At 39.2% G+C, this 25,443-nt stretch carries 26 protein-coding genes; 9 read left to right on the top strand and 17 right to left on the bottom strand.

All coding sequences use genetic code 11. The features are described 5' to 3' along the window. The first annotated feature begins 93 nt into the window (after positions 1 to 93). From L2716_RS01225 to L2716_RS01215, 3 genes are all read left to right on the top strand, one after another. Positions 94 to 678 carry a GNAT family N-acetyltransferase gene (locus tag L2716_RS01225; RefSeq protein WP_236330835.1) on the top strand — a complete coding sequence of 195 codons (585 nt, stop codon included), beginning with the start codon at positions 94 to 96 and terminating at the stop codon, positions 676 to 678. A 129-nt stretch (positions 679 to 807) separates the two neighbouring features. Further along, complete coding sequence (gene hpaB / locus L2716_RS01220) at positions 808 to 2,268, top strand: 4-hydroxyphenylacetate 3-monooxygenase, oxygenase component (protein WP_236330832.1); 1,461 nt, start codon at positions 808 to 810, stop codon at positions 2,266 to 2,268. Between the two features lie 68 nt (positions 2,269 to 2,336). Then, positions 2,337 to 2,510 (top strand): hypothetical protein, encoded by a 174-nt coding sequence (locus L2716_RS01215; protein WP_236330829.1) that lies wholly within the window; start codon positions 2,337 to 2,339, stop codon positions 2,508 to 2,510. Positions 2,511 to 2,777: 267 nt separating this feature from the next. On the opposite strand, the gene L2716_RS01210 is transcribed toward L2716_RS01215, so the two are convergent. Together L2716_RS01210 and L2716_RS01205 are read right to left on the bottom strand one after the other, a co-directional pair. Beyond that, a complete protein-coding gene (locus tag L2716_RS01210; protein WP_236330826.1) occupies positions 2,778 to 3,122 on the bottom strand; it encodes an NIPSNAP family protein in 345 nt (114 codons plus the stop codon). A 25-nt stretch (positions 3,123 to 3,147) separates the two neighbouring features. Continuing rightward, positions 3,148 to 4,053 carry a DMT family transporter gene (locus L2716_RS01205; protein ID WP_236330823.1) on the bottom strand — a complete coding sequence of 302 codons (906 nt, stop codon included), beginning with the start codon at positions 4,051 to 4,053 and terminating at the stop codon, positions 3,148 to 3,150. Between the two features lie 269 nt (positions 4,054 to 4,322). Here L2716_RS01205 and L2716_RS01200 point away from each other — a divergent pair, with 269 nt between their 5' ends. Beyond that, positions 4,323 to 5,234: an ABC transporter ATP-binding protein gene (locus tag L2716_RS01200; protein ID WP_236330821.1), complete on the top strand. Its 912-nt coding sequence runs from the start codon at positions 4,323 to 4,325 to the stop codon at positions 5,232 to 5,234. Continuing rightward, positions 5,231 to 5,971 carry an ABC transporter permease gene (locus L2716_RS01195; RefSeq protein WP_236330818.1) on the top strand — a complete coding sequence of 247 codons (741 nt, stop codon included), beginning with the start codon at positions 5,231 to 5,233 and terminating at the stop codon, positions 5,969 to 5,971. The genes L2716_RS01200 and L2716_RS01195 overlap by 4 nt, the downstream gene beginning before the upstream one ends. Before the next feature lie 52 nt (positions 5,972 to 6,023). On the opposite strand, the gene L2716_RS01190 is transcribed toward L2716_RS01195, so the two are convergent. After that, a complete protein-coding gene (locus L2716_RS01190) occupies positions 6,024 to 8,147 on the bottom strand; it encodes an ATP-dependent Clp protease ATP-binding subunit (protein ID WP_236330815.1) in 2,124 nt (707 codons plus the stop codon). Between the two features lie 264 nt (positions 8,148 to 8,411). Between L2716_RS01190 and L2716_RS01185 the strand changes: the two genes are divergently transcribed. Further along, positions 8,412 to 8,954: a flavodoxin family protein gene (locus tag L2716_RS01185; RefSeq protein ID WP_236330812.1), complete on the top strand. Its 543-nt coding sequence runs from the start codon at positions 8,412 to 8,414 to the stop codon at positions 8,952 to 8,954. A gap of 47 nt (positions 8,955 to 9,001) precedes the next feature. On the opposite strand, the gene L2716_RS01180 is transcribed toward L2716_RS01185, so the two are convergent. The 8 genes from L2716_RS01180 to L2716_RS01145 all read right to left on the bottom strand — a co-directional run bounded on the left by L2716_RS01180 (position 9,002) and on the right by L2716_RS01145 (position 15,256). Continuing rightward, positions 9,002 to 9,157: a hypothetical protein gene (locus L2716_RS01180; RefSeq protein ID WP_236330810.1), complete on the bottom strand. Its 156-nt coding sequence runs from the start codon at positions 9,155 to 9,157 to the stop codon at positions 9,002 to 9,004. Positions 9,158 to 9,228: 71 nt separating this feature from the next. Next, on the bottom strand, positions 9,229 to 9,987 hold the full coding sequence (gene nfsA / locus L2716_RS01175) for an oxygen-insensitive NADPH nitroreductase (protein ID WP_236330807.1): 759 nt from the start codon (positions 9,985 to 9,987) through the stop codon (positions 9,229 to 9,231). A 111-nt stretch (positions 9,988 to 10,098) separates the two neighbouring features. Next, positions 10,099 to 10,506, bottom strand: coding sequence for a disulfide oxidoreductase (locus tag L2716_RS01170; RefSeq protein ID WP_236330805.1), 408 nt, complete (start codon positions 10,504 to 10,506; stop codon positions 10,099 to 10,101). Next, positions 10,496 to 11,221: a DsbA family protein gene (locus L2716_RS01165; protein WP_236330800.1), complete on the bottom strand. Its 726-nt coding sequence runs from the start codon at positions 11,219 to 11,221 to the stop codon at positions 10,496 to 10,498. The genes L2716_RS01170 and L2716_RS01165 overlap by 11 nt, the downstream gene beginning before the upstream one ends. A gap of 272 nt (positions 11,222 to 11,493) precedes the next feature. Beyond that, entirely contained in the window at positions 11,494 to 12,885 is a 1,392-nt protein-coding gene (locus tag L2716_RS01160) for an alkaline phosphatase (protein WP_236330798.1), read from the bottom strand. Positions 12,886 to 13,008: 123 nt separating this feature from the next. After that, positions 13,009 to 13,932: an STAS domain-containing protein gene (locus L2716_RS01155; RefSeq protein WP_236330794.1), complete on the bottom strand. Its 924-nt coding sequence runs from the start codon at positions 13,930 to 13,932 to the stop codon at positions 13,009 to 13,011. Positions 13,933 to 14,035: 103 nt separating this feature from the next. Then, positions 14,036 to 14,917 carry a patatin-like phospholipase family protein gene (locus tag L2716_RS01150; RefSeq protein WP_236330791.1) on the bottom strand — a complete coding sequence of 294 codons (882 nt, stop codon included), beginning with the start codon at positions 14,915 to 14,917 and terminating at the stop codon, positions 14,036 to 14,038. 147 nt (positions 14,918 to 15,064) lie between these two features. Continuing rightward, positions 15,065 to 15,256 (bottom strand): hypothetical protein, encoded by a 192-nt coding sequence (locus L2716_RS01145; protein WP_236330788.1) that lies wholly within the window; start codon positions 15,254 to 15,256, stop codon positions 15,065 to 15,067. A 141-nt stretch (positions 15,257 to 15,397) separates the two neighbouring features. Here L2716_RS01145 and L2716_RS01140 point away from each other — a divergent pair, with 141 nt between their 5' ends. Further along, positions 15,398 to 15,694 carry a DUF3784 domain-containing protein gene (locus L2716_RS01140; protein ID WP_236330785.1) on the top strand — a complete coding sequence of 99 codons (297 nt, stop codon included), beginning with the start codon at positions 15,398 to 15,400 and terminating at the stop codon, positions 15,692 to 15,694. A gap of 504 nt (positions 15,695 to 16,198) precedes the next feature. Here L2716_RS01140 and L2716_RS01135 read toward each other — a convergent pair. Then, entirely contained in the window at positions 16,199 to 17,194 is a 996-nt protein-coding gene (locus L2716_RS01135) for a zinc-binding dehydrogenase (protein WP_236330782.1), read from the bottom strand. Between the two features lie 119 nt (positions 17,195 to 17,313). On the opposite strand from L2716_RS01135, the gene L2716_RS01130 reads away from it, so the two are divergent. Then, a complete protein-coding gene (locus tag L2716_RS01130; protein WP_236330779.1) occupies positions 17,314 to 17,778 on the top strand; it encodes a GNAT family N-acetyltransferase in 465 nt (154 codons plus the stop codon). A gap of 78 nt (positions 17,779 to 17,856) precedes the next feature. After that, a complete protein-coding gene (gene yfkAB, locus L2716_RS01125) occupies positions 17,857 to 18,978 on the top strand; it encodes a radical SAM/CxCxxxxC motif protein YfkAB (protein WP_236330776.1) in 1,122 nt (373 codons plus the stop codon). 53 nt (positions 18,979 to 19,031) lie between these two features. On the opposite strand, the gene L2716_RS01120 is transcribed toward yfkAB, so the two are convergent. The 5 genes from L2716_RS01120 to L2716_RS01100 form a co-directional block, all read right to left on the bottom strand. Next, positions 19,032 to 20,684, bottom strand: a complete 1,653-nt coding sequence (locus L2716_RS01120) for a M4 family metallopeptidase (RefSeq protein ID WP_408005280.1) — start codon at positions 20,682 to 20,684, stop codon at positions 19,032 to 19,034. Positions 20,685 to 21,046: 362 nt separating this feature from the next. Next, entirely contained in the window at positions 21,047 to 21,595 is a 549-nt protein-coding gene (locus tag L2716_RS01115) for a GNAT family N-acetyltransferase (protein ID WP_236330773.1), read from the bottom strand. Between the two features lie 18 nt (positions 21,596 to 21,613). Then, complete coding sequence (locus L2716_RS01110) at positions 21,614 to 23,515, bottom strand: endonuclease MutS2 (RefSeq protein ID WP_236330770.1); 1,902 nt, start codon at positions 23,513 to 23,515, stop codon at positions 21,614 to 21,616. A 344-nt stretch (positions 23,516 to 23,859) separates the two neighbouring features. Continuing rightward, the gene (locus L2716_RS01105) at positions 23,860 to 24,486 is read right to left on the bottom strand and encodes a hypothetical protein (protein ID WP_236330767.1); all 627 of its coding nucleotides are present in this window, start codon (positions 24,484 to 24,486) and stop codon (positions 23,860 to 23,862) included. Between the two features lie 14 nt (positions 24,487 to 24,500). Next, positions 24,501 to 25,385: a TIGR01777 family oxidoreductase gene (locus tag L2716_RS01100; RefSeq protein WP_236330765.1), complete on the bottom strand. Its 885-nt coding sequence runs from the start codon at positions 25,383 to 25,385 to the stop codon at positions 24,501 to 24,503. Positions 25,386 to 25,443 lie beyond the last annotated feature (58 nt).

Raw genomic sequence — 25,443 nt, 5'->3', positions numbered from 1 at the left:
TTTAAAGCAGTAATTGATACGTATCAAAAGGAAATACAACCTTCAAGATGGAATATGTAGTGAGTAGACGAATCTAGTTGTGGAGGGAATCAGATGTGGATTGAACCTGTAACACTTGAAGGGAAAAGAGTTACGATTCGCCCAATGGAAATGACAGATGTAGATGCATTATATGAAGCTGGGAATGATCCAGCCATCTGGGATTATATGCCGAAGGATATTAAGACCCGTTCTGATATGGAGGCACTTGTTCACGAAGCATTACAAGCTAAGGAAACAGGTAAAGAGTTTCCGTTCGTCATACATGATCATAAACAACAAAAACTTGTCGGGAGCACTCGATTCTTAGACATATCTGAGCCAAATCGTCACTTAGAGATTGGCTGGACGTGGTTATCAACCTCTGTCTGGAGAACACCCGTGAACACGCAATGCAAATACTTATTGCTGAAGCATTGTTTTGAAAATTTATCTACGATTAGAGTCCAGTTAAAAACAGATGAACGTAATATTCGTTCTCAAAATGCCATCGATCGAATTGGTGGTATACGTGAGGGAGTCCTGCGTAAGGCTAGAATTATGCATGACGGACACGAAAGAAATACTGTCTATTACAGCATCCTTAATGATGAGTGGACAAAGGTGAAAGATAAAATCGAAAAAATGCTTGTTGATTAACTATAAACAAATACAAGTTTGCCCCTTTTTACTTTCCATATTTTCATGAATAACGGAAAACAATCGTACCTTAAACAGGCAAATTGCATATCGTAAATGTATGATTGGTTTGATAAAGGGGCTAATTTTATGGCACTTATTTCTGGTCAACAATACATTGACCGCATTAATCAACTTAAACCTGAAATATGGATTGAGGGTAAGCAAGTTACCGGAAAGCTTTCTGAACACCCAGCATTAAAAGGAATTATTAGTAGCAAAGCAAGGTTATATGATATACAAGTGCAAAAAGATATGATTGATAAAATGTCCTTTAAAACTCCTTCTGGAGAGAGGGCTGGTTTAGCATTCTTTCCTCCAAAAACGAAAGAGGACCTTGAAAGAAGAAGAATTGCCATACAAGAATGGGCAAAATCATCTGGAGGTTTATTAGGCCGTTCACCGGACTATCTAAATACTATACTCATGACCTTCATGCAGTCTGCAGAACTATTAAGTTCCCAGGATCCTAAGTTTAGCCAAAACATGCTACATCTATATAAGAAAGCTACGAAAAATGACCTTTCGTTTACCCATACATTCGTTCATCCACAAGTGAATAGGGGACCTTTTCAATTCGACTTTTCAGAAGATCCTGTTGCTGCACATATCACAAAAAAGACAAAAGACGGCATCATCATACGTGGAGCTAGACTGTTGGCTACTCAAGGTGGATTAACAGATGAAATCATCGTCTTCCCACAAGGCGGACTCACCGACTTAAGATTTGCAAATGGATTTTCCATTCCTGCAAATACTCCAGGACTCAAATTTATTGCACGAGAATCTTTTGACTATGGTAAATCTCACTTCGATCATCCGCTAGGTTCTCGTTTTGACGAGCTTGATTCAGTCGTTGTTTTTGATGACGTTCTTGTGCCTTGGGAAAATATTTTCTTTTATGAAAACATAGAGCTCTCAAACGATATTTATAACAAATCCAGCTTCTTTCAACATACTGTTCATCAAGTGGCGAATCGTTGTATTGTCAAAACAGAATTCATCTTAGGAACAATCCAATTAATGATCCAAACCATTAATATTGGAGGTTACGATCACGTCCAAGAGAAAGTCGCCGATGTAATAGTTGCGCTTGAAACGATGAAAGCACTTGTATTGTCTTCAGAAATACAAGCAAAAATAGACCGATGGGGCACAATGACTCCCGCGAAAGAACCGCTGCATGCTGCACTATGTTATTATGCAAAAATCTATCCGACTTTCAGTGATATTATACAAAAGCTTGGTGCGAGTGGACTTGTCTCCATACCTGGTGAAAAGGACTTTGATTCCCCAATTCGAGAGGATATAGATAAGTATTTACAAGGTGCAAATTCAAATGCTGAAGACCGGGTGAAAATCTTCCGGCTTGCATGGGACCTTTCAATGAGCGCATTCGGAACGCGTCAATCGTTGTATGAACAATATTTTTTCGGAGGTCCACTCAGCCTTTCCAAAAGGTTGTATTTAAACTACTACCGTGATGATCAACTTAACCGAGTTAAAGCGTTTCTATCCATAACAGACGAAGAAGAAGAGACAGCTGAATAATCAGTAGCCTCTTCTTCTTTAATTTTCATGCATCATTCATGATAGAATTGTAAAAAAGGAGGTAACGCATGAGTGTATTTTTGATCATTGGTATAGGCATGATTGTACTCTTATTATTTATCATCTCAATATTCTCTATGATTACTTACCGCATTTCCTCATCGAAACATAAACAAAATGGTGAAGTCGCAAAGTTAAGAAAAAGGGTAGAAGCTCTGGAAGATAAGATTGGGAATAGCTAGGGAGGGTGCTACATGTTACAGACACCCTCGATGTGCTTACTTCTTTAGTTGCTTCTTAATTTGCTCAATAATCAACTTTTCAATTTCATAAGTGTTAAACATGGAAACCGCTCCCTTTCTTGATTTGGTACTTTTAGTTTACGCATTTCCATGTTTATTCTTAACGGTCAACAGAATGGATTTTCTTCAGTCTATAGAATGAACTTTCTTTCAGACTTTGACCCAATTACTTTGGTTGATCTCACCATTCAATTGCAGCTATCGCTCTTAACTTTCACTAACCGTTGATTCAAGTGCTTCGTTTCTCACTTCAAGTATGTATGCACTGAAAACGTGCTCTCTTCCACCATTTTTCTCATACCAATTTTGAACCCTTTTTACATGAGCCTCATCACTTCTTACTCTTCCCTCGATCAATTGATAATCCTCGAAACTGTCATATTCCCAAATTGCAAAAATTTCTACAGTATCATCACAATAATCTTTCATCCAACGGCCGATCAAACGAGCACCATGTTTGAGTTGGTTAGGTAGGTTTGTATGCTGAAAATGATCATTGAAGTTTTCGGCGAATTCTTTTTTTACGATATAACATTTTCTTCTATAAAACATCTTTCATCCTCATATGTCATTCTCCTTACTGCACCAGTGAGTGCTCCGTTTTCACACGCTTTTTATTTTCTTGGACGACGATCACGGCACTTAGGACTAAAGCGATGCCAACAATCTGCCATGCCGTCAATTGCTCTTTAAAAAGGATGACCCCGACTAACGTCGCAACGACCGGTTCTACTGTTGCTGTAATAGAAGCTCTGCTCGACTCGATGTATTGAAGCCCCACTGTATAAAACATGAATGCAAGCACTGTCGATATTAATCCGAGACCAAGGGAATTCATAAGTACACCTGATTTTAATACAACATCTGACTGTTTCCACAATCCTGTCACCGGAATCAATACAACTGAGGCAAAGATGAACGTATACGTAATCACCGTGATGGATGTATATTTTTTCAACGCATACTTACCAAAGATGCTATACAAGGCATATCCGAGCCCCGATCCAAGACCTGCAAGCACACCATAGAATGAGACTGTACTGCTCGTTCCGCCAGGTAAAACGCCAATGACAAACGTGCATCCGAACAACGTCATTAATAAGGCGATTCCTTTTCGAACCGTAAACCATTCTTTAAATAAAAACCTCGAAAGAATCGTTACGATTGCTGGAGCCGTGTAAAGTAAAATGGCCGCGACTGCAATCGATGTTTCTTTAATGGCAGTGAAAAGACACCAATTAAAAAAGACGATGCTGAAAATACCTGTACCGATAAAATAACTACTATCTCTCCAGTTGATTTTAAGCAACCGCACATCCTTAATCGCGGCAATGATGAGTAGAAGAACCGCAGCAACAGTGACGCGAAGTGTGACAATTTCTAATGCTGTAAATCCGTATGTATATAGGGCTTCAACAAAAATAGCAATTAAACCCCAAAGAGATGCCCCTAATGCAATGAATAGATAAGCCCATTTTTTCATAGATGCCTCACCTGACCTCATAAAAATCGAATACCCCACACAATTCGATACAATATGAATAATTCCTTTCGTATAAAAGATAATTGATGTTGTTATCGATCAAAACTCCAGATTTATCGTGCAAAACTCCAGATTTATCGTGCAAAACTCAACTTTTATCGTGCAAAACCTCAGATTTATCGATCAAGACCAAAAATCGAACTTTTATGAAACTTCCCTCCTTTGTAAACGTAAATATCAGTATTAATAAATCAACGAGGAGGAGAATGATGGAGCACGTCATTACTGTTGAGCACCTGTCAAAAACATATGGGGATACAAAAGCGGTTCAAGACATTTCTTTTTCCGTAAAAAAGGGAGAAATCTTCGGGATCATTGGTCCAAATGGAGCTGGAAAGACGACTACCATTGAAATGCTTGAAGGCATCCGGAAACCTGACAACGGAACAATTGACGTACTAGGCCTTGTTCCGAACAAACAGCTTCGAGAATTGAACAAACGGATCGGCGTCCAGTTTCAGGCGACATCTATCCAAAATAAAATGAAAGTAAAAGAAGCACTCGACTTATTTGCTTCTTTTTACAAAAAAACGACTCAAAAGGATCATTTAATTGAGCTATTAGGACTTAAAGAGAAACTAAATGTAAATTTCGAAGACTTATCAGGTGGATGGAAACAAAGGGTCACACTTGCACTAGCAACCTTGCACGAACCAGAAATTGTTTTTCTCGATGAACCGAGTATGGGATTAGACCCACATGCTCGTCGTGAAATGTGGTCAATGATTAAACTGCTGAAAGATCAAGGCTGTACGATCGTGATTACAACCCATTACATGGAGGAAGCTGAAAAGCTATGTGACCGAGTTGCGATGATTTACGGTGGTCAGTTAAAAGCACTCAACACCCCACAAGAATTGCTAAACGAAATGTCCGTCAACTATTTATCATTTGAAAGTGAAGAGATCGAGTATGATTACTTACTGTCACTACCAGATGTTTTGCGAGTTGAGCAAGAGTCGAACCATTTCAAAGTTTTCAGCGATGATCAGCAAACGACTGCTTACCACATTTTCAAGTATTGTCATGAAAAAGAAGTTACATTGAATCATTTCAAATTTGAGAAAGGTACTTTGGATGATCTTTTCGTCCATTACTTAGAAAAGGAGCAAACCGCATGACGGCTATGGTGAAGCTTGCTGGGCTAGAAACTAAAATGTTTTTCCGTGATCGACTTAGTGTTTTTTGGACGTTTTTATTTCCGGTATTAATGATTTGGCTGTTTGGATCGATGTTTAATGGCAACGAAATGAACGGCATGTCCTTTGCCGAGCTTTATGTACCTTCCTGGATAGGAGTAAACATTGTAACCACTTCATTTTTCACGTTAGGGACAGTACTTGCGGGTTACCGGGAAACAGGGGTTTTGCGCAGATATCAATCCACACCCCTTCAACCTTGGAAAATTCTCGCCGCGCACACTTTCCAAGGAACAGTGATTTTCTTTATCTCTGCCGTATTATTAATGGTATTCGGTATGCTTATGTATGACTTAACGTTGCCAGAGTACATCGGCAGTACGTTACTTGCATTGCTTATCAGTATTTTAGCTTTCTTTCCATTCGCTTTGTTCTTGACCTCTCTTGCAAAAAACACGCAGGCAGCTGCAGCAATCAGTTCTCTCTTTTTGAACCTGATGCTCTTCTTATCAGGCGCGACGTTTCCGCTTGATATGATGCCTACAATCCTTCAATACGTGGCAAAAGTTTTACCGTTATATTACGTCATTCAATTGTTACGTGGAACATGGAATACTGGACCGATCACAGACTATGGGCTCGAAGTCGGTGTACTGATTGGAATCGCAGTTGTATCGATCTTCCTCGCGGCAAGATTTTTCAGGTGGAGTGGGAAATAAATATATTGTAAAAAAAAGACCCAGAATCTGCTCTGGGTCTTTTACAATTTCATTATCCTTTTTTCACGACTATTTCTTCTTCAACGACATCCACCTTAATGGTCGTTACGTTCTCTTCATCAAGTAGAAGATCGGCAATACCATCCTCTACTTTCTCTTGTAGAACTCGTCGGGTTGGTCGAGCACCGAAACGAGGATCGTAACCGAGTGATGCAATTCGTTTCTTCGCTTCTTCTGTTACTTCAATTTCACGCTCATCATCCTTCACCATTTCACGAATGTCATCTAGCATTAAGTCAACGATCTTGATTAAGTGATCTTCAGACAACTCGTTAAACTGGATAATGGAGTCAAAACGGTTCAAGAATTCCGGTTTGAAGTATGCACTCAAGTTTTCAAGAACGGAAACGGCATCAGATCCATGATTTTCGAACCCAACTGTAATCTTCTTATCGCCAGTTCCAGCATTACTTGTCATGATGATCACTGTATCCTTGAAGCTCACTGTACGACCTTGACTATCTGTCATGCGTCCATCTTCCATAATTTGAAGGAACATATGCTGTACATCAGGGTGAGCTTTTTCAATCTCATCAAGCAAGATAATACTGTATGGGTTTCGACGAACGCGTTCAGTTAGCTGACCCGCTTCATCGTGACCGACATATCCTGGCGGTGAACCAATCAGTTTAGAAACGGCGTGCTTCTCCATATACTCACTCATATCAAGACGGATCATCGCATCTTTAGAGCCAAATAGCTCTTTTGCCAGCGTTTTAGTTAGCTCAGTCTTTCCGACCCCTGTAGGTCCTACGAATAAGAATGCGCCAATTGGTCGTACTTTGGATTTCAATCCTGCACGGCTTCGACGGATGGCTTTGGCCACCTTCTCAACCGCCTCGTCTTGACCAATCACACTTGATCCGAGTCGCTCTGAGAAGTTCTTCAGTTTGTTTTGCTCATCGTTTTGTAGCTTACGGACTGGAATGCCTGTCTTTTCCTCAACAATATATTGAACATCTTCAACTGATATTTCAGGTCTTTCTACTGGCTTTGAATCCATTTGATTTTGTAGCTTTAGTTCTTCGTCTCGAAGTTTTGCAGCACGTTCATAGTCTTCCTTTTGTGTTGCTTCTTCCTTTTCCTTTGCAATGACGGCTAACCGTTCATCCACTTCATCTGCACTTGTACCTACGTGCTTTAAGTTCATTTTCGAACCAGCTTCATCCATTAAATCGATTGCTTTATCTGGTAAGAAACGGTCTTGAATGTACCGCTTAGATAGCGTCACACAAGCTCTTAATGCTTCATCTGTATAACGAATTTCGTGGTATTGTTCATACTTTTCTTTCAATCCTTGTAAAATTTCAACTGCCTCTTGCTCAGTAGGTTCCTTCACCGTTACAGGTTGGAAACGACGTTCGAGCGCAGCATCTTTTTCAATTTGACGATATTCCTTCAACGTTGTTGCGCCAACAACTTGAAGCTCTCCACGTGCGAGTGCTGGCTTAAGAATGTTGCCAGCATCCATTGAACCTTCTGCTGATCCTGCCCCTACGAGTAGATGAATTTCATCTACGAACAAGATGACATTCTTACGTTCTTTCACTTCAGCAATCAGTTGTTTCATTCGTTCTTCAAATTGACCGCGAATGCCCGTATTGGCAACGAGTGATGAAACATCCAAGAGATAAACTTGTTTATTAAGCAGTTTGCTTGGAGCTTCTTGGTTTGCAATTTTCAGAGCCAATCCTTCTGCAATTGCAGTTTTACCAACACCAGGTTCCCCAATCAAAACAGGGTTGTTCTTGTTGCGGCGATTTAATATTTCAGAAACACGATCAACCTCTTTATGACGACCAATTACCGGATCGATAAGTCCAGCTTTTGCTGCATCGGTAAGGTTTCGTCCTAGATCGTCGAGTAATCCACCACCATTGTTACCTGTTCCTGAACCTTTTTGTCCTTCAGATTGATTAGCTTGTGCAATGAAGTCATCCATATTGAATCCGTTCATATCGTTTCCACCAAAAGGATTCATGTTACTTGGTTGCTTCATTTCATGTTGAATTTCTTTATAGCATTTAGGGCAGAGACGAATCTGCTTCGTCATTCCATTTATGTGAAGAGTCATTCGTACATTGGCTTCGTTTACTTGACAGTGTTGACAACGCATATTAATGACCTCCTTGAATAAGTTAATTTTTGATCAAGATTGACTTTGACTATCTTTGACCTTTGATTCTATTATAGTTTGACCTTCTTTGACTTTCAAGTATTTTGTTTTAATTTTTTCTCCTTTATGTGGATTGGTTACCGAGACTAACAGGTAAATGAAAGGTACGCAAACGTTGTGCTTATCGGAGTTTAATCACTCGCAATGATTTTATGTATTCGATATGATAAAGGAACATTATGGATATGGGGAGGTACATATGATATGAAAATTCTAGCGATACACGGTAGTTCACGGTCTAATGGAAATACGGAAAAATTGACCGCGAAAGCATTGGAAGGATTAAACGTTACACATGTTCAGTTGAGAGATCTTCAAATACAGCCAATAGATGACCTGCGTCACGAACCGGGTGGATTCAAACCTGTTGATGATGATAATGATCACCTTGTAAATCTCATTTTAGAACATGATATTTTAGTATTTGCAACGCCTGTGTATTGGTACGGCATGTCAGGTATTATGAAAAATTTCGTAGATCGCTTTAGTCAAAATTTGCGCGATGAACGGTACGATTTCAAAGCTGAAATGCGCAAGAAGCAAGCCTATGTGATTTGTTGTGGTGGGGACAATCCGAAAATTAAAGCACTTCCACTGATACAGCAGTTTAATTATATCTTCGACTTCATAGACCTAGAATTTAGTGGTTATGTAATCGGGCAAGCAGGAAAGCCTGGCGAGATTGAGAACGATCGTCAAGCGATTCAATATGCAATAGAACTTAATGAACATTTGAAATCACTTTAAGGAATTCATAAAGGAGCCGCCCGATTGATATTCGAGCAGCTCCTTATTTAAAATTCCTGATTTTCTCTTTTCGGTAAATCTTCTTCGCTTAATTTGTTTGCACCTTTTGCGATCTCTTCTGCAATTTCAATATCCGGAAGGCTTTCCTTCGGTGTTTGATTGTGGTGCTTCGTTTTATCGTTCAATTGCTTACGTTTCGTCAATTCACTCGCCTCCATTTCATCTATCATATGAAGGTAGTTTAAACGAATCAATGCTACTGTATTCGCTCACTTTACTTAAGCGGAATTCTAATTCTCTTTAAGAAATCTTTCATGTAAAGTCTCATCGGTTTACTCATTTTCGTCGCAATGATCTCCGTCCAAGTATGGGTTCTTTCACCTTGAGTACGTTCTCGGTAATAATCTCCGATGTCTTCATTATAGCTTGCCAATTGCTCAATAAATTTCGTTTCGTCCTGCTGATATTCATCCACATGATAGATGTTTTCTAACGGCAATCGCTGTTTCTGATCCGGGTTCTGATCTGGGACACCTACACACATACCGAACAATGGAATAACTCGATCAGGTGTTTTTAAAATCTCTGCTACTTCCTCTAAGTTGTTACGAAGGCCCCCGATATAGCAGATGCCAAGTCCCATCGACTCAGCTGCTAATGCAGCGTTTTGAGCTGCGAGGGTTGCATCAATTGTACCGACCATAAACTTTTCTGTAGATTCAAGTGAATCCACGACTTCGTCTTCTGTCAGTCCTTCCATTTCCACTGCGACTTTATGACGGTTCAAGTCTGCACAAAATACAAAGAAGTGACCATTCTTCTCAACGTACTCCTGATTTCCTGCAAGTTCCGCTAGCTTCTTTTTCTTTGCTGGATCTTTGACCCCAATGATTGAGTAAACTTGCAAATAGCTAGATGTTGCAGCAGCTTGAGCACTTTTGACAATCGTTGTAATTTGCTCTTCAGAAAGTGGCTCATCCTTAAATGCCCGTATACTCCGATGGTTCATGATTGTTTGAATAGTTTCGTTCATTTGCACTCTCCCTAACTAATTAGATTCTCATCTTATCGTATCCAAGACTCCGATTAAGGACAACTATTGTGTCCTGAAAGCAAAAAGAGAGCAGCCACCAGGGCTTACTCTCTATTTTTCTTTTTTTAACGTGCTGATCATTACAATCGTAATCAGCATAAACGCAGTAAATGATAATAATGGTATGGTAATGAACCCAAGCCAGTTGATGTATTCTCCAGAACAGGAGACACCTTTTGTACAAGAGCCTATTTCTGAAAACCAGTCTGTCTTCTGATACAGATAATGATAACTTGAAACAAATACACCTATTACACTAAACGGGAGCACATACCACGAAAGTTTAGGATCATCTAAGTAAAGACCTATCCCTATGATGACCGCAAGTGGATACATTAAGATCCTTTGGTACCAGCATAATTGACAAGGAACAAAGCCGGCTATTTCACTAAAATAAAGACTACCTAATACCGCAATGAGCGCAATGATCCAAGCGATTCCAAAATTCTTATTGACCATCTGCTTCTTCCAGTGCTTTTTCTATCGCAGGTTTAATTGATGCTTCGTAATCCAACTCAACTTTTTTACCATTTACGAGAATGGTTGGTGTGCTTTCGACTTGCGCACTCATCTCTCTATCCAGGTCAACTGCTTCTTTTACAGCATCTGAATCAATATCTTTTTTTAACTGGTCAAGATCGATGCCATCAACATTTTCTTCTACAAGCCCAACTAAGAATTTTTCAGTAGCCCAGTTCTCTTGCATGTCGCCTTGGTTTTCAAGAACCGCATCATAATATGTCAAAAAAGCATCCGGATTCTGTTTATAGACAGCCTCTCCAACACTTGCTGCCGTTATGGAATCTGGCGCAAGGAACGGTTTGTTGATAAACGTCATGTTCGCTTTTCCAGTATCAATGAAATCCTTCTTAATTTGCGGATAAACTTGTTGTGCAAAAGCGGCACAATGTGGACACTTAAAATCGAAAAACTCTACTAATTTAACTGGTGCATCCTTCTCTCCTACTGTTGGCTGCCCTTCATAAGTAACATCCAATTGCTTACCTGAAGTTGAATCATGGTTAGAGGATCCGTCGTTTTGTGCAGGATTTTGATTACCAATAATAATTAACAACACAGCCACGAGCACGAAAATGCCTCCGATTGCCATGATGAATCCTTTGCTACTGTTTTTTGGCGGCTTATATACCGTCGTCTTCTTTTTCTTCGCCATAATGCTCCTCCTAAATATGTACTATCCCTATTTTTCACCAACTAGGCTATAGATGTCAATCAACGTGCAATGATCGACCGAGAAAACAGACGCTGATTCTCCACTTCATAAACATATTTACAGTAATTCTCGACATTTCAGGCGGTAATCTGACCATTTCGCTCGATAATCTGACCATTTCAGGCATTAATCTGATCATTTTAGTAAAAAGGTCCTGCCAAAACAGCACAAAAAAGCCTGGATCAATCTCCAGGCTTGTCCGTTTACTTCATTTAGTCGTCATCATCTTTCTTCTTAATTGCGCTTTCGATTACTTTTGCAATTTTTGTATTTTCGATTGTTCCGGTAAATTTATCAGATTGTGGACCATATGTGTAAACTGGAACATCGACACCTGTATGTCCATCCGTAGTCCAACCTACAAGGGCACGATCACTAATGACTTTCGCAATGCCAGACTCGGTTTTTTCAGCGTCTTTAATTGCTTGGATTTCTTCTTCCTTCAGGTCTTCAATACCTGCAAATTTTGATAGTACATCTTCAATATTGCTCTTCTCTTCGTTTACTTTGCTGGCCATAAATTCAGAAGAACGTTTCACATTCCGGATGACGTCTTTATTGAACCCGTAAGTACCATTGGCTCCGATCGACATGCCACCTGTTTCATGATCGGCTGTTACAACTACGAGCGTATTCTTGTCTTTCTTAGCGAAATCTAATGCTGCTTTAACTGATTCGTCAAAAGCGAGTGTTTCGTTCATGTTGGCTGCTGGAAAGTTAGCATGCCCAGCGTGATCAATTCGGCCGCCCTCTACCATCAGGAAGAAGCCGTCTTTGTTTCCTTTAAGTTGATCAAGTGCTTTTGTCGTCATGTCTTTAAGTGCTGGCTCTTTTGTTTCTTCACGGTCCATTTCCCATGTCATGTGACTTTCATTGAAAAGCCCTAATAACTTGTCGCCTTGCGCATTCTTAAGACCGTTTTTATCCTCTACTACTGTATATCCTTTTTCTTCTGCGGCACGGATCATATTCTTGTCATCTTTTCGTTTGCTTTCTTCATCACCAGCAGGTAAAAAGTGACGCTTTCCTCCACCAAGAAGAACTTCAACATCATGATCAAGCATTTGTTCAGCAATTTCGTTTTCTTTATCACGGCTATCGATGTGAGACGCAAATGCTGCTGGAGTCGCATGTGTTATTCTTGCCGTTGTAACAAGTCCCGTAGACTTCCCAGTTTCTTCAGCTGACTCAAGAACGGTCTTTACATCAAAATGCTTTTCGCCATCTTTATGTTCTTGCTCTTGGTCTGGTGCTTGTCCAAGAACGCCGTTGTCTGTTTTATGACCTGCAGAAAATGCTGTGGCTGCGGCGGCTGAGTCCGTTACTGTGTTATCGTGCGCCCATGTTTTTGCCAAACCAACATTTTCGATATTGTCCATTGTGAGTTGACCTGCTTTAAAGCCTTCACCTTTTAAGTATGATGTAGCAGAGACCTGTGTAGATCCCATTCCATCACCAATAAGAAGGATGACATTCTTAGGGGTTCGATTATTCTTATTATTTTGATCATCACTCGCTTGAGTAATGCTAGTAGATAATATCGCTGTCGTAGTCAGAACACCCGCTAGGGCGACTGCACCTATTTTTTTCGTCAATGATTTCAAAATAAAACCTCCTCAAAGTTGATTCATTTACAACTTTATCAGGAGGTTATTAAGGTCTTATTAATGATATATAAACATTTATGAATATTAAATTGCAGTTTTCTAAAAAATTTGGAAGGACAGTTAAAAACGTGTACTTAGTATCGAAGTAGGATTCTGCTCATTCTCATTACTGATTTCATAAGATAAATCCCACTTCTTCTTTCTCGCTAAATAGCGTAAGCCAGTGCGGAAAGTAGAAAATGTCTCCGCTTCAATATTTACACCTGCTCGGACAATCTCTTGTACAAGACGTGATGAGAATCCAACATAAATAATTTCTACTCCCATCAGCGATACCGATTTAGTCAATTGTTCAATCTGATGAGCGAGGTCATCAATTTGGAAATTTCCTTTTTCAGGTAGAATCGCACCAGTAAAGTCACATACAATCGATTCGGCATCTTGATTGGCGATATTATTTAATAGCTTTTCCCTTGTTATTTCAAACCGTTCATTCGTCAAAAGACCTACAATTGGAACGAGTATGGTACGTGGAACAATGGATGGAATAATCGGTACAGATAAATCGGCAATCATCTTCTTATCATGTCTCATTGTTTGTTCAGACTCATCTATTCTGCCTTCGAAACTTTCAATTAAAGAACGAACATATCGATAGGCTGCTTGGTCAACCATTTCTTCGATTTTTCGGACAATCGAAAAAATTTCCTTCGCTGAAATAGTCGTTGATTCAGATTGAGCTTCAACCAGGTCCCAAATTTGTCCTTTGAAAATCTGGAAGGCTTTAAAGGATTGGTTAAAAGGACGCTGTTCACTGATTGCATTTGAACTTGTTTTCTCTGCCCATTCAATAATCAATTGCTTCGTTTCTTCTTCATTTTCCATTGTTAGACCCCGATTAATATAATCTGCTAACAATTCATGTGCTTCTTGAACATGATGATTCGTTCGTTCACCTGTGACCTCGGACAAACCTGTTGCGGTCTTTTGAGCAATGGTTTCCTTTTCATCAGAGATTCGTTTAGCAATTGCTTCAATACTCATGACCTATCCCCCCTGGGAAAATGTTTAACATATTCTTTATACCCTATTACTTTTAATTTAAACTTGATTTTCTGAATATTTTTATAAAAAGGGGAATTATTTTTTACTGCACCGTTTGCTTTTCTTTTTCATTTGTATTTGAAAGCCAATGTTTTAGCGCATCAAAATGGTGCGCAGCATCAGAATAGCCCTGCTCATAAAGGGCGGTTAATTTTACAGGGTTACGCTCAGCTCTACTCACTTTTAATGGTTGCATGGGTCTAATAACATAAACTTCACCAGCGCGTTCTTTTTCAGTGATGTAGGACATCGTTTCATTATATACTTGGTACCTCTCATCCATGCTCTTCACGAGTCCGCCATACTGAGGATATACCTTCTTCGTTATCCAATTCATTTTTGAGCGTTTTTTGATGTAGCCATCATTTCGCGTGAGAATAACAATATTTTTCTTATTACCATCCATTTCAGATTTTCGAATCGGTATTGGATCAGATATACCTCCGTCCATTAAACAACGATTACCTAATTCAATGACTGGTGCCATAAACGGCAATGAACTTGAGGCACGTAGAATCGGCAGAATTTGATCTGGGAATTCATTTTTTTCGAAATAAACAGGTTCTCCAGTTATACAATCTGTAGTCCCTACTACAAATTTTTCAGGCGCATTTTGTAATGCACTGTAATCAAATGGAACGAGCTTATTTGGTATCTCATCAAAAATGAGGTCCATACCGAACAATTGACGTTTTCTCCAGTAATTTCTTAAAGATATGTAATCAGGGTGCTTTGAGAACCCTATTGTTACTCTCTTATTTCTACCCTGTTGCCGTGAGAGATAGGATGCTGCATTACAAGCCCCTGCAGACACGCCAATTACATACGGTAGGTAGAACTTCTGTTCTAAGAAGTACTCCAAAACACCCGCTGTATAAACCCCTCTCATCCCACCGCCTTCGAGTACGAGACCAGTATCATTCATTCCCAACACCACTCCTTACATTATCAATTACTATAAGTTTATCAAAAATTATTAAGGTTCGTCAGGAAAGTTCTGGATTTCATTTATTAAAAAAAAGCGACTGAAAATGTTAATTCAGTCGCTTCCACACTTCAATATCTGTACCCCTTACGTGGGTGGTGGTTCTGTACTATTTTCACTAGCGTGGCTTTGATTTCGGTCAGTTACTTTTTGTTGTGTTGGTCTTTCCTGATGTTCATAGGAGTTCATATGGACATCAGATTGTTTCTTATTCTGATATGCGTTCATAGTGACAACAATCAAGATGATTAACAGTGGGATCAATATAAACATCCACACTTACAAGCACCTCCTATGATTCTTCAATACCCTCACTGCTCTATTCTATAACCTCAACTTTTTAATTCGCTGAAAATTTCGTTTACACGGTCACTATCCTTATGTAAAGTAATAAGTAGTAAACTAGAAGGTGGTCAAACAATGGTAACAAAGCAATTAATTGTATTTTTCTTAATTGGTGGGGCTCTTATATTAATGGGAGCTGGATTCTGGTTAAAGAAAAATATTTTCCTTATTAAGCATTACAATGAAAGCTCCATCTCAGATAAAGAAGGTCTTGCGAAAGTTGCTGGACTTTACGTGATCGCGATAGGTGCTTTGATTTTCTTAACGTCATTTCTTGCACAAGCAGTAGGAAACTTTGCATGGATCATACTTGCCGTGCTCGTATCCTTATCTTCTATGCTTATGTTAAAAATCATCATGAAATATGTGTAGTTATTTTGATAGCCCACTAGCAACTTAAGTGGGTCATTTTTTTAATTTAGTTAGTTAAAAAGTCATACACAAAACGAAAGAACCTCCCCCGATTTCGGGAAAGGTTCTTTCTAGGGTTTAGGGGTTAGGGGGATAAAAGGTTGTTAGTATAAGGATACCCCGCATACATTTTTTAAAACCTAAAAATATAAAAAAATTTCTTCTAGTTCTTTCGTAATGTTTCCGTAATATTTGTAATAAGTGCGAAACCTTCTTTAATTTCAATCGTCTATATAGGTAAGAAAATGATTTGAAGGAGGCGTATACATATGAACACATTCATGAACCTTGTGCGGCCTTTGTTAGCTGGGACAATTGCGATCGTTGCGTTTATCTTTGGTGTTCTATCCATTTGGAACATGATTTCCTAAATGGTCTTGAGCGTGACTGGTAATTACCAAATATAATCGAAAAAAATAAAGGCTGAATCAACGGACTAATATCCATTGTTTCAGCCTCTTTTTATTATTCAGAGATTTTAAAAGCAATTTTACCAAATTGCTTTGCCTCTTCCATTCGGTTAAACCCTTCACGCCAATCTTCTAAAGAATAAATCTGATCGACAACAGGCTTAATGTTGTACTTTTTGATAAAAGCTAGCATTTCTTTAAATTCTTCATGACTTCCCATTGTCGTTCCGAGCAAATTATATTGCCCGTAAAAGAAGTTACGAATATTAATAGATACTTCATCACCTGCTGAAGCACCAAACGTGACGACCGTACCGCCTTTTTTCACGACTTTTAGTGATTGATCGAAAGTAGCCGCTCCAACACTTTCAATAACTAAATCAACCTGCTCTCCGTCAAGTGCATTTTCCCAATCCGAATCGCTGTCAATCGCTTTATCAGCGCCTAATTTCAATGCCTCGTTACGTTTCTCTTCACTTCTAGATGTAACAGTTACCTTAGCGCCCACAGCCTTAGCATATTGTAAAATGAATGTGATTACGCCACTTCCTACACCTGGTAATAAAACATGTTGCCCTTCCTGGACATTTCCTCTCGTAAACAATGCTCTATAAGCGGTCAGAGCCGCGAGGGGCAAGACGCCTGCCTCTGTCCAATTTAAATGCTCAGGCTTTTGTTCCACTTGCGCTGCCGGTACAATCACCTCTTCAGCAAAAGTTCCGTTCGATGGAAATCCAAGAATATCAAAACCTTCAGGTGGTGCCGGAGATTTAGTGGCCCAGTGGAGTCCAGGGTTAATGACAACTTCGTCTCCAACCGATACTTCTTCAACACCTTCGCCTAGTTCGACAATGACACCTGCACCATCTGAACCTACTGTAAATGGGGGATCTTCCTCTCCGTGACGATGTAGAACAAATAGGTCTCGATGATTCAATCCGGCTACCTTCAACTGGACCTTTACTTCTCCTTTTTTCAATTTAGGCGATTCAACGTCCTGAAGCTTCATACCTTCCATACCTTTTGGGTTTGTATGTACGAGTGCTTTCATTAACATCTTCCTCCTTTTCCACCCATTATGGCATATTCACTTGTCACATACATCTCATTTGCTTCTGAATATTCTAAAGCTTCACATCTTATGGTAGAGTATGGAAAAGGAGTGGTAATATGGTTTATTTTAAAGATATGAATGATGAAGCGTATCAACAATTTCGATTACGCTCTCTCAACGAATATGCAGAAAGTATTCACGAAAATTATGGGGGGACTAAAGAAGAGGCTGTAGAAAAAGCAACAAGCCAGTTTAATGAACTGTTGAAGGATGGTTTACAAACCGAGAATCAATGGATCTATCATATTGTCGATGATGAAACGGAAAACAAAGTAGGAATCGTATGGTATGCATATCGTGCAGAGGATCAACAAGTCTTCTTATACGAGATTTGGATGGATCCTAAATACCGAGGAAATGGTTATGGTACACAAGCCATTCAATTGTTACATCAAAAATCTAAAGAACTAGGTGCAAACAATGTAGGCCTCCATGTATTCGGTTCAAATAAGGGTGCAGTTGCATTATATAAACGGTTAGGATACGAGGAAAACAGCATCGTCATGCAGTATCAATTATAAGAATATTATGGAACTGACGGTACGTACGACTGTTCATGTTATAGTAATGAATAGAATTGTACGAAAAAGGAGTTTCATATGTTAAAAGAAACAAGTCTACCAAAAATCACCCCTGATAACGATCCATGGGAAGCATATATGGATGTTGAAGAACATGGACAGATGGTGCTAAGTAATGTGGAATTTACGACAACGACGATTTGCAATATGCGATGCGAGCATTGCGCTGTTGGATATACACTTCAACCGAAGGACCCCAGTTCACTACCTGTAGAATTGATGATTAAACGACTAGAGGAGATCCCTCATTTACGCTCGATCAGTATAACAGGTGGGGAACCCATGTTATCGATGAAGTCCGTTAAGGAGCATGTCGTTCCTTTACTTCGTTATGCTCATGAACGTGGCGTCCGAACGCAAATCAATTCTAATTTAACCTTAGATTTAAAACGGTACGAAATGATCACACCTTATTTAGATGTACTACATATATCTCATAATTATGGTTCGGTAGAAGACTTTAATGAAATTGGTTTTGCTATGATGGAGAAGAAGCCTGCACGCGCACAACGTGAAAAGTATTTTGAGCGGATGGTAGAAAATGCTCGTGCGCTTACTTCTAAAGGTGTCATTGTATCTGCAGAAACGATGTTAAATAAACGAACACTTCCACATTTAGAGGATATTCATAAGCAGATTGTCGATATGGGTTGTCAACGACACGAGGTTCACCCGATGTATCCTAGTGATTTCGCGAGTGGTTTAGAAGTAGCAACACTTCCTGAAATTCGCGAAGGTATTCACCGTTTGTTGGATACAAAAGACCCTAACACTTGGATGCTGTTCGGTACATTACCGTTTTATCCTTGTAGTGATCATCCAGATGATTTGGCACTGTTGAAACGTCTTTATAAGGAAGAAAACGTCACAGTACGTAACGATCCTGATGGACGCTCACGGTTAAACGTTAACATCTTTGACGGTAATGTGATCGTTACAGATTTTGGTGATGAAGGTGGGCCCCTCGGAAATATTCAAACGGATGAACTCCAACATGTGTACGAACGTTGGATGAACAGTAAGCTAGCAAGTACAGTGAATTGTCACTGTCCCGCCGTTAAATGTCTTGGACCAAATCTACTTGTAAAAGATGCTTATTACCCTGGAGAAGACTTTACAACTAAACAATCGAAGATTTAACAATTTCACTTCAAATAGAAAATGGGCTGCTCTTAATAGAGCAGCCCTCATTTTTATTGAATACCTACTGCATCAAATGATAGGTTAACAGAATTTACTTCTGGCGATGAAGCTCCGTAAAGGTCAGTAGCAGCTTGTACAGCCGCAGCTCGTGCTTGACTGAACGTGGAGGAAGCCGTCAAATATACAGTGTTCATTCTGTAATAGATTGCTCCCATTTTATCCTTTCCAATTCCAGATACATTCACACCATAATGCGTTCCACCTTCACTTAATAAATAAGCTTGTTTGTTGATGATACCGCTGTTTGTATGAACGCCACCGTTATCTGCAGTACCCGTATAGCGATTTGAATAATGGTCTGGATCACCATATTTTGTCGGATCACTTAATGACCTTAAGGCATCTCCTGATGTACCAGGTGTATAAATATCTTCACCAAGTTCAAAGTCAGGCGTTACACCATAATCAAACTCAACAAGTGTTCCAAATATATCAGATATCGCTTCATTTAAAGCACCAGATTCGTTCTCATAAATGAGATCTGAACTTGTATCTGTAACAGCATGGGTTAGCTCATGCGCTACAACATCCAAGCCTCCAGATAATTCTTGGAAGGTCGTCCCATCTCCATCACCGTATACCATTTGTGAACCGTTCCAAAACGCATTGTTATAATCAGCACTATAGTGTACAGAAGATTTGATTGTTGCTCCATTTCCATCATAAGAATTTCTACCAAAGGTTCCTAAGTAGTAATCATACGTGACACCAGCATAATGATGAGCATCTACTGCAGCCGCATCGTATGATTGATGGAAGGCATTGTCACTATCAGCCCATAATGTTCCTGGTAGATAAAATTGAGGGAAAAATGTGCGGTTCTCCATGTCGTAGGTTTCAATACCGCCTCCACGAGTATTGTCCTGCAAGTAATACGTACTTCCTGATAGAGTTGTTTGAAGTGACTTTGTATTACCTAAAACGCCCGTTCCGGATCCTACCTCGTTCGTACCACTTACATCATGCATATCGTTATATTTGTGTAATATTTCTCCTGTCGACTTGTCTATGAAATAATTCCAGTTTCCAGGCTTCGGTGTAAGAAAATTCATGTTTACTAGATAAGCAGAGTGGGCCTTTCCATCTTTCATGTAAACGACTTCTTTTCCTTTTACCTTATCTTCAAAAACAGGATCAAAACCTAAATCATGTTCTGCTATTTCAACCGCTTTATTAGAGTTGATCTTTGATTTTTTCTTTAACGTTTTTTGTTTATCTAATTCTGGAATGACAGAACCTGAGACAACTTTCAGAACACCTTCATCTGTTACATGTGCAATTTGAGTAGAACCAAAGACAGGTACGCCTTTGTACGTTTGTTGTAAACGGACGATTTTTCCTCCAAGCTCATCTTTTTGTACATCCATCACCTTGAATGATTCCTTCGCATTTTTCTTACCGATCTTAAATTTATCTTTGTTTGCATTAAAGTAGTTGTACACGATTTCTTCAGGTGCTGATTTAGATGGTTGTGATAGTTGACCAGCTTTGAATCCTGGTGCATCCACCTTTTCATAATTTATGTACTGAGATAGTTCTACTTGTGCTAGTTCTTTTGGGGATTGTGCCATTGCATTTGGAGCGAAAGATCCTGTCACAAGACCAACGGATAATCCTGCTACTAATAAACTTTTCTTGTTCATACTTACACATCTCCTTAAAATACTAGTTTTGACTACGAGAAAAAGCATAACACTTTTTAAATATTCAAATTATTCAGAGATATATCGGTAGTTTGTACTATGTCTAGTCAACCGAACATTTTAAATGATTCATCTAGCTTAGTTAAAAGCTTTAGTGGTAGGAATAAAGTTGTTGGTACTCCAAAAAATTTATTACTTTAATACCGTTTTGATCATGAAGACACAAAGCTAGGCATATTGGAGGGAATTTACAAATTACTTTCCTTTGATGTTCACATCTCTCTCGTACCCAACGACTCATCAAAAAAATGATCTTCACCTGAAAAGTGAAGATCATCTCCTTTACTTACTGCGGTATTCAATTAGTTCTTTAGAAACTCATCCTTCATGACGCCCATTAAAATTGAGTCGTGATATTCTCCATCGTAATAAAGCTGATCTCTTATGACACCTTCTTGTTGAAATCCGAGTTTTTCATAAGATTTAATGCCTCTAGTATTAAAAGCAAAGACATCGAGACCTACACGATGAAGATTTAGAACTTCAAACCCGTATTCCAGGAGTAATGACATCGCTTCAGTACCATATCCTTTTCCAAGTTTATCTCCTTCAAAAATCGCGATCCGGACAATTGCATTGCGATTAAGGTGATCAATATCCATCATTGCAATGTCCCCAATCCGTTGATTTCCTTCCTGTAAACAAATAATGAGATCCATTCGGCTGTCATCTGTCGAATTCCGATCAAACCAATTCTGAATGCCTTGTTGACTATAAACTGCTTGAGTACCTGTTAATCGTCTACCTTCTTGGTCATTCATTGTATGGTAGTAGAGCCAATCCAAATCATCTTTTGTCACTGGACGTAAATAAATGCGCTCACCTTTTAAAAACTTTATAACCTTCTCCACTTCGTTTCCCTACTTTCTTCACACGTTTTCGTCTGGATATTCAATTGTTAATCCCTCTACATGGCGCTTTTCCATTAATCTTTTCTTTTTTCGGTTCTCTACAGATTCAAAGAGAATATCGAAATCATAACCTTCTGGATAAAGTTGTTCTGCTCGTAGATCTAGTTTCACTCTTTTGTAATTCATCATAAAGAGTTCTCCATCCTTAAATAGTGTGATTTCTCCGTTCTCATCTTCTACTTTATACACGATCGCTTTCAGATTTTGAGAAGGAATGAACACACTATCTCCCTTTTTGTAATTCGATTTGACCGTTCTCTTTTGGTGAATTTTCTTTTCTACTCCAGATGTGATTTGAAGATCTTGAATGGCATCATGGTCATAATGAACCTGTTCCCCATACGTTCTCTCATGTGCTTTGGCAAGTATCACAGGATGTAGTCCTAGTTTACGTGCAATATGGAAAGCCTGACTATTCCCTGGTTTACCAATCGTCAACTGATAAAGGGGCTTGAGTGTTTCTAAATCAAATTCCATACGAGCATTCTCAAAATCCGGATGCTCAGCTGCGAATGTTTTTATATCGTTATAATGAGTTGTCGCAATCGTCTTTGCACCCATTTCATTCAATTGTTCAAGGATTGCTATAGCGAGTCCCATACCTTCAGCTGGGTCCGTACCCGCTCCAAGTTCATCTAATAAAACGAGCGTACGTCGGTTTGTGCTTTTTAAGATTTCAATCACATTCGTCAATCTCGATGAAAAGGTACTTAATGATTGTTGGATGCTTTGACCGTCCCCGATATCCGTTAGAATGGACTCAAATATTCCGACTTCGCTTGAGTTTGATGCTGGCACATGTAAACCTGATAAAGTCATCATCGTAATGAGCCCTGCCGTTTTCAAAGTAACCGTCTTTCCGCCCGTATTCGGACCGGTAATGACGAGCGTCTTAAATGAAGAGCCTAGCTCCAAACTTAAGGGTTTGGCTTCTTCTCTTAATAATGGGTGGCGCGCAGCTTTTAACCTCAAGATAGGATCATCAATAATATGAACTGGATTTCCCGAAATCTCATCACTGAATTTAGCCTTTGCAAAAATAAAATCATAGTGGGCCATTGTTTCAATGTTGATCCTTAATTCTTGTTCGCAACCTTCAACGTGCCCTGTTAAAATTGAAAGAATTCTTTGCTCCTCGAGGTATTCATCAGAGCGAACTTCAGCTAATTTCGTTTGATCCTTTTGTACCCCTTTCGGTTCCATGTAAATGGTCGATCCACTTGCCGAGGCATCTATTACTTGCCCTCCAAATTGCTTTCGGTATTCTTTTTTGACAGGTACGACGTATCGTCCATCCCTTTGACTTACGATCGGCTCTTGCAAAAATTTGCTTTTCGTAGAAGAACGAACGACTTGATATACAGTTTCCTTAATGCGGCTTTCTAAAGTAGATATTTGCTTTCGTAATTTTGCAAGTTCTTTACTAGCATGATCTTGAATTTGACCGTTTCGTATTGATAAGCGTAACGTCTCTCCTAATTCCTTCAAGTCGTAAATCGAGTCTGCATAACTGGAGACGGTAGGACCTAGCGAACCATTCCTCTTCATGAATTGTTTAATCCTTAATCCACCATCTATTAGATCCAAGACTGCCTCTAATTGATTAGGTGTGAGGGCAATCCCTTTATTGAATTGACCTAATAATTGATCTGTCCCGCTAAGTCCATGGATTGGCACACTATTTTTTTGAAGAATAGCCTTCGCTTCGGATACCTCCATTAACCGTTGTTCAATCGCTCGCTTGTTCGAATATGGATGCATTTTATCAATTAATGCTTTCCCTTGTGCTGATAATGTATATTGACTTAATTGTTCTTTAATTTTGTTAAACTCTAACATCATTTCTGTAGTGTGATTCAATGGATTAATCCTCCTGAATTTATTTTTTGAAACATAAAAAACCACAGGTGAACACATCGTCACCTGCGGCTTGGCAGTTTTCGAAAGCGATACAAATAATTAGACTACACCAAATAGCATAGATCTGAATTATATGTTCGAGTGTGTTCTTAACAAGCAAATCAGAGTATGGAAAACGGGCATACGTCTCCCGTCGTTTTGAAAACTCTTTTTTAAAGTAAAGAGCTTCCCATTACTCTGTATCAAAATTTGCGTTAGTTAAGAACCCTCAGTAACATACATGCATCACCTTTTTATTAAAATCTATCTTTAATATAATGTAAGTATCCTATTAATTCAAGTATCTATTCAACATTCAAACTCTTATAGATCTTTTTAATCCGTTTATATTGAGGGGCTGTCATATATTGCGCTCTTTGTTTAAGCGTTGTTATGAAGTGTTCTTTGTTGTGTTCCGTTACAGCAATCAACGTGCTTTCTGCATGCTGCGGTATCTCTTTCACTCTACATGTTTCTAAGTGTTGAATAAGTACTGGGAAGATTCGCTCATTGTTCATCTCATTTACAGACGCGAGTTTTGCGAGTGTCATCACACCTTTATCGACTGTAATAACAGAGCCTGTCTTCATAGCCGAAATGATCTCCTGTACATGATTCATCAATACTTCTGAAGCTTCACTTGCAATAGTAGATAACGCTGACATACTTCCCCATACAAGTCGGTTGTTGCGACTATTCAATAAATCAATGAAAATGAGTGCATAATTGCTGATCATTTCCGGTTCCATTTCACCCACTTCATACACAACTTTAATGCAATCACTTTGAATCTTCTTATTTTTATTCGAAAGGTTTTCGATCACTTCCTTCACACCAGCGTAATCCTTTTCATTCACTAGCCTTCTTGCGAGTTCAATATTCGGTTGCTCGTCTTTACGATCAAGCTGTGAGGCAAGTTCTGAAATGACCATTTGAATTCCTCCATTTAAGAAAGACTTTCTTCTAATGCACGATCCAGGGCTGGAAAAGTGAACGTATAGCCTACCCGTTCAAGACGATCTGGTACCACCCACCGACTTTTCAATACTAGTTCTGTTTCAGTCCTCAAAAAGAACGTTCCAATCTCAAGCATCCACCTTGGAGCAGGTAGTCCAACATTTTTGTTTAATTTCTTACGTAATGTTCGCATCAATTCTCGATTCGTTACTGGGTTTGGTGAAGAGCAATTGAAAACCCCGCTTAAATCATTGTTGTCTCTCAAAAATAGTACGATATTAAACAAATCTTCAATATGAATCCAACTGAACATTTGTGTTCCAGGTCCATGAATGCCTCCCAAACCTAATTTCACGAGGTTTTTATATGGGGTCATAACGCCACCACCAGAACCTAACACAATCGCAGTCCTCAGAGCAATTTGTCTTGTTTTAGGTAATGTAAAGTTGAAAAACACTTCCTCCCAATTCTTTGCTACATTAACGGAGAACCCAGATCCGATTTCGCCCGTTTCTTCTGTCATCGGGCGGTCTTCAGCATGACGATATATCGTTGCCGTACTAGAATTAATCCAGAGTTCTGGTGGACTGTGACATTCGATTATCGCTTCCCCTAAAATTTCAGTTGTTTCAACTCTTGAATTGAGGATGGTCTCTCTATTCTTAGCATGATAGCGGCAGTTAACTGATTTACCTGCTAGGTTAATGAGCATCTCAGCGTTTTCTATCGCATCTTTTATTTCATCAGGTTCCTCCCACGTGACATGTGGTTTCTTTCTAGAAATAATGATGACCTCATAACCCAGATCGGCGAACTTCTTTTGAAAGTACTGACCTATGAATCCCGTTCCTCCAGCAATGACTACTTTCTTCATGCCATCATCTCTTTTCTGAAAATAGTATGTGAAATCATTCACATACAGTATATCAAAA

The organism is Pseudalkalibacillus berkeleyi (assembly GCF_021608225.1).
GTDB lineage: Bacteria > Bacillota > Bacilli > Bacillales > Fictibacillaceae > Pseudalkalibacillus > Pseudalkalibacillus berkeleyi.
The sequence above is the reverse complement of the archived record's forward strand: the minus strand, read 5'-3'. Positions and strand labels throughout refer to the sequence as shown.

Bases quoted from the DNA above. Each gene is read 5' to 3' on its own strand.
- L2716_RS01225 (WP_236330835.1), top strand. From the start codon at position 94: ATGTGGATTGAACCTGTAACACTTGAAGGGAAAAGAGTTACGATTCGC.
- hpaB (WP_236330832.1), top strand. From the start codon at position 808: ATGGCACTTATTTCTGGTCAACAATACATTGACCGCATTAATCAACTT.
- L2716_RS01215 (WP_236330829.1), top strand. From the start codon at position 2,337: ATGAGTGTATTTTTGATCATTGGTATAGGCATGATTGTACTCTTATTA.
- L2716_RS01210 (WP_236330826.1), bottom strand. From the start codon at position 3,122: ATGTTTTATAGAAGAAAATGTTATATCGTAAAAAAAGAATTCGCCGAA.
- L2716_RS01205 (WP_236330823.1), bottom strand. From the start codon at position 4,053: ATGAAAAAATGGGCTTATCTATTCATTGCATTAGGGGCATCTCTTTGG.
- L2716_RS01200 (WP_236330821.1), top strand. From the start codon at position 4,323: ATGGAGCACGTCATTACTGTTGAGCACCTGTCAAAAACATATGGGGAT.
- L2716_RS01195 (WP_236330818.1), top strand. From the start codon at position 5,231: ATGACGGCTATGGTGAAGCTTGCTGGGCTAGAAACTAAAATGTTTTTC.
- L2716_RS01190 (WP_236330815.1), bottom strand. From the start codon at position 8,147: ATGCGTTGTCAACACTGTCAAGTAAACGAAGCCAATGTACGAATGACT.
- L2716_RS01185 (WP_236330812.1), top strand. From the start codon at position 8,412: ATGAAAATTCTAGCGATACACGGTAGTTCACGGTCTAATGGAAATACG.
- nfsA (WP_236330807.1), bottom strand. From the start codon at position 9,987: ATGAACGAAACTATTCAAACAATCATGAACCATCGGAGTATACGGGCA.
- L2716_RS01170 (WP_236330805.1), bottom strand. From the start codon at position 10,506: ATGGTCAATAAGAATTTTGGAATCGCTTGGATCATTGCGCTCATTGCG.
- L2716_RS01165 (WP_236330800.1), bottom strand. From the start codon at position 11,221: ATGGCGAAGAAAAAGAAGACGACGGTATATAAGCCGCCAAAAAACAGT.
- L2716_RS01155 (WP_236330794.1), bottom strand. From the start codon at position 13,932: ATGAGTATTGAAGCAATTGCTAAACGAATCTCTGATGAAAAGGAAACC.
- L2716_RS01150 (WP_236330791.1), bottom strand. From the start codon at position 14,917: ATGAATGATACTGGTCTCGTACTCGAAGGCGGTGGGATGAGAGGGGTT.
- L2716_RS01140 (WP_236330785.1), top strand. From the start codon at position 15,398: ATGGTAACAAAGCAATTAATTGTATTTTTCTTAATTGGTGGGGCTCTT.
- L2716_RS01135 (WP_236330782.1), bottom strand. From the start codon at position 17,194: ATGAAAGCACTCGTACATACAAACCCAAAAGGTATGGAAGGTATGAAG.
- L2716_RS01130 (WP_236330779.1), top strand. From the start codon at position 17,314: ATGGTTTATTTTAAAGATATGAATGATGAAGCGTATCAACAATTTCGA.
- yfkAB (WP_236330776.1), top strand. From the start codon at position 17,857: ATGTTAAAAGAAACAAGTCTACCAAAAATCACCCCTGATAACGATCCA.
- L2716_RS01120 (WP_408005280.1), bottom strand. From the start codon at position 20,684: ATGAACAAGAAAAGTTTATTAGTAGCAGGATTATCCGTTGGTCTTGTG.
- L2716_RS01105 (WP_236330767.1), bottom strand. From the start codon at position 24,486: ATGGTCATTTCAGAACTTGCCTCACAGCTTGATCGTAAAGACGAGCAA.
- L2716_RS01100 (WP_236330765.1), bottom strand. From the start codon at position 25,385: ATGAAGAAAGTAGTCATTGCTGGAGGAACGGGATTCATAGGTCAGTAC.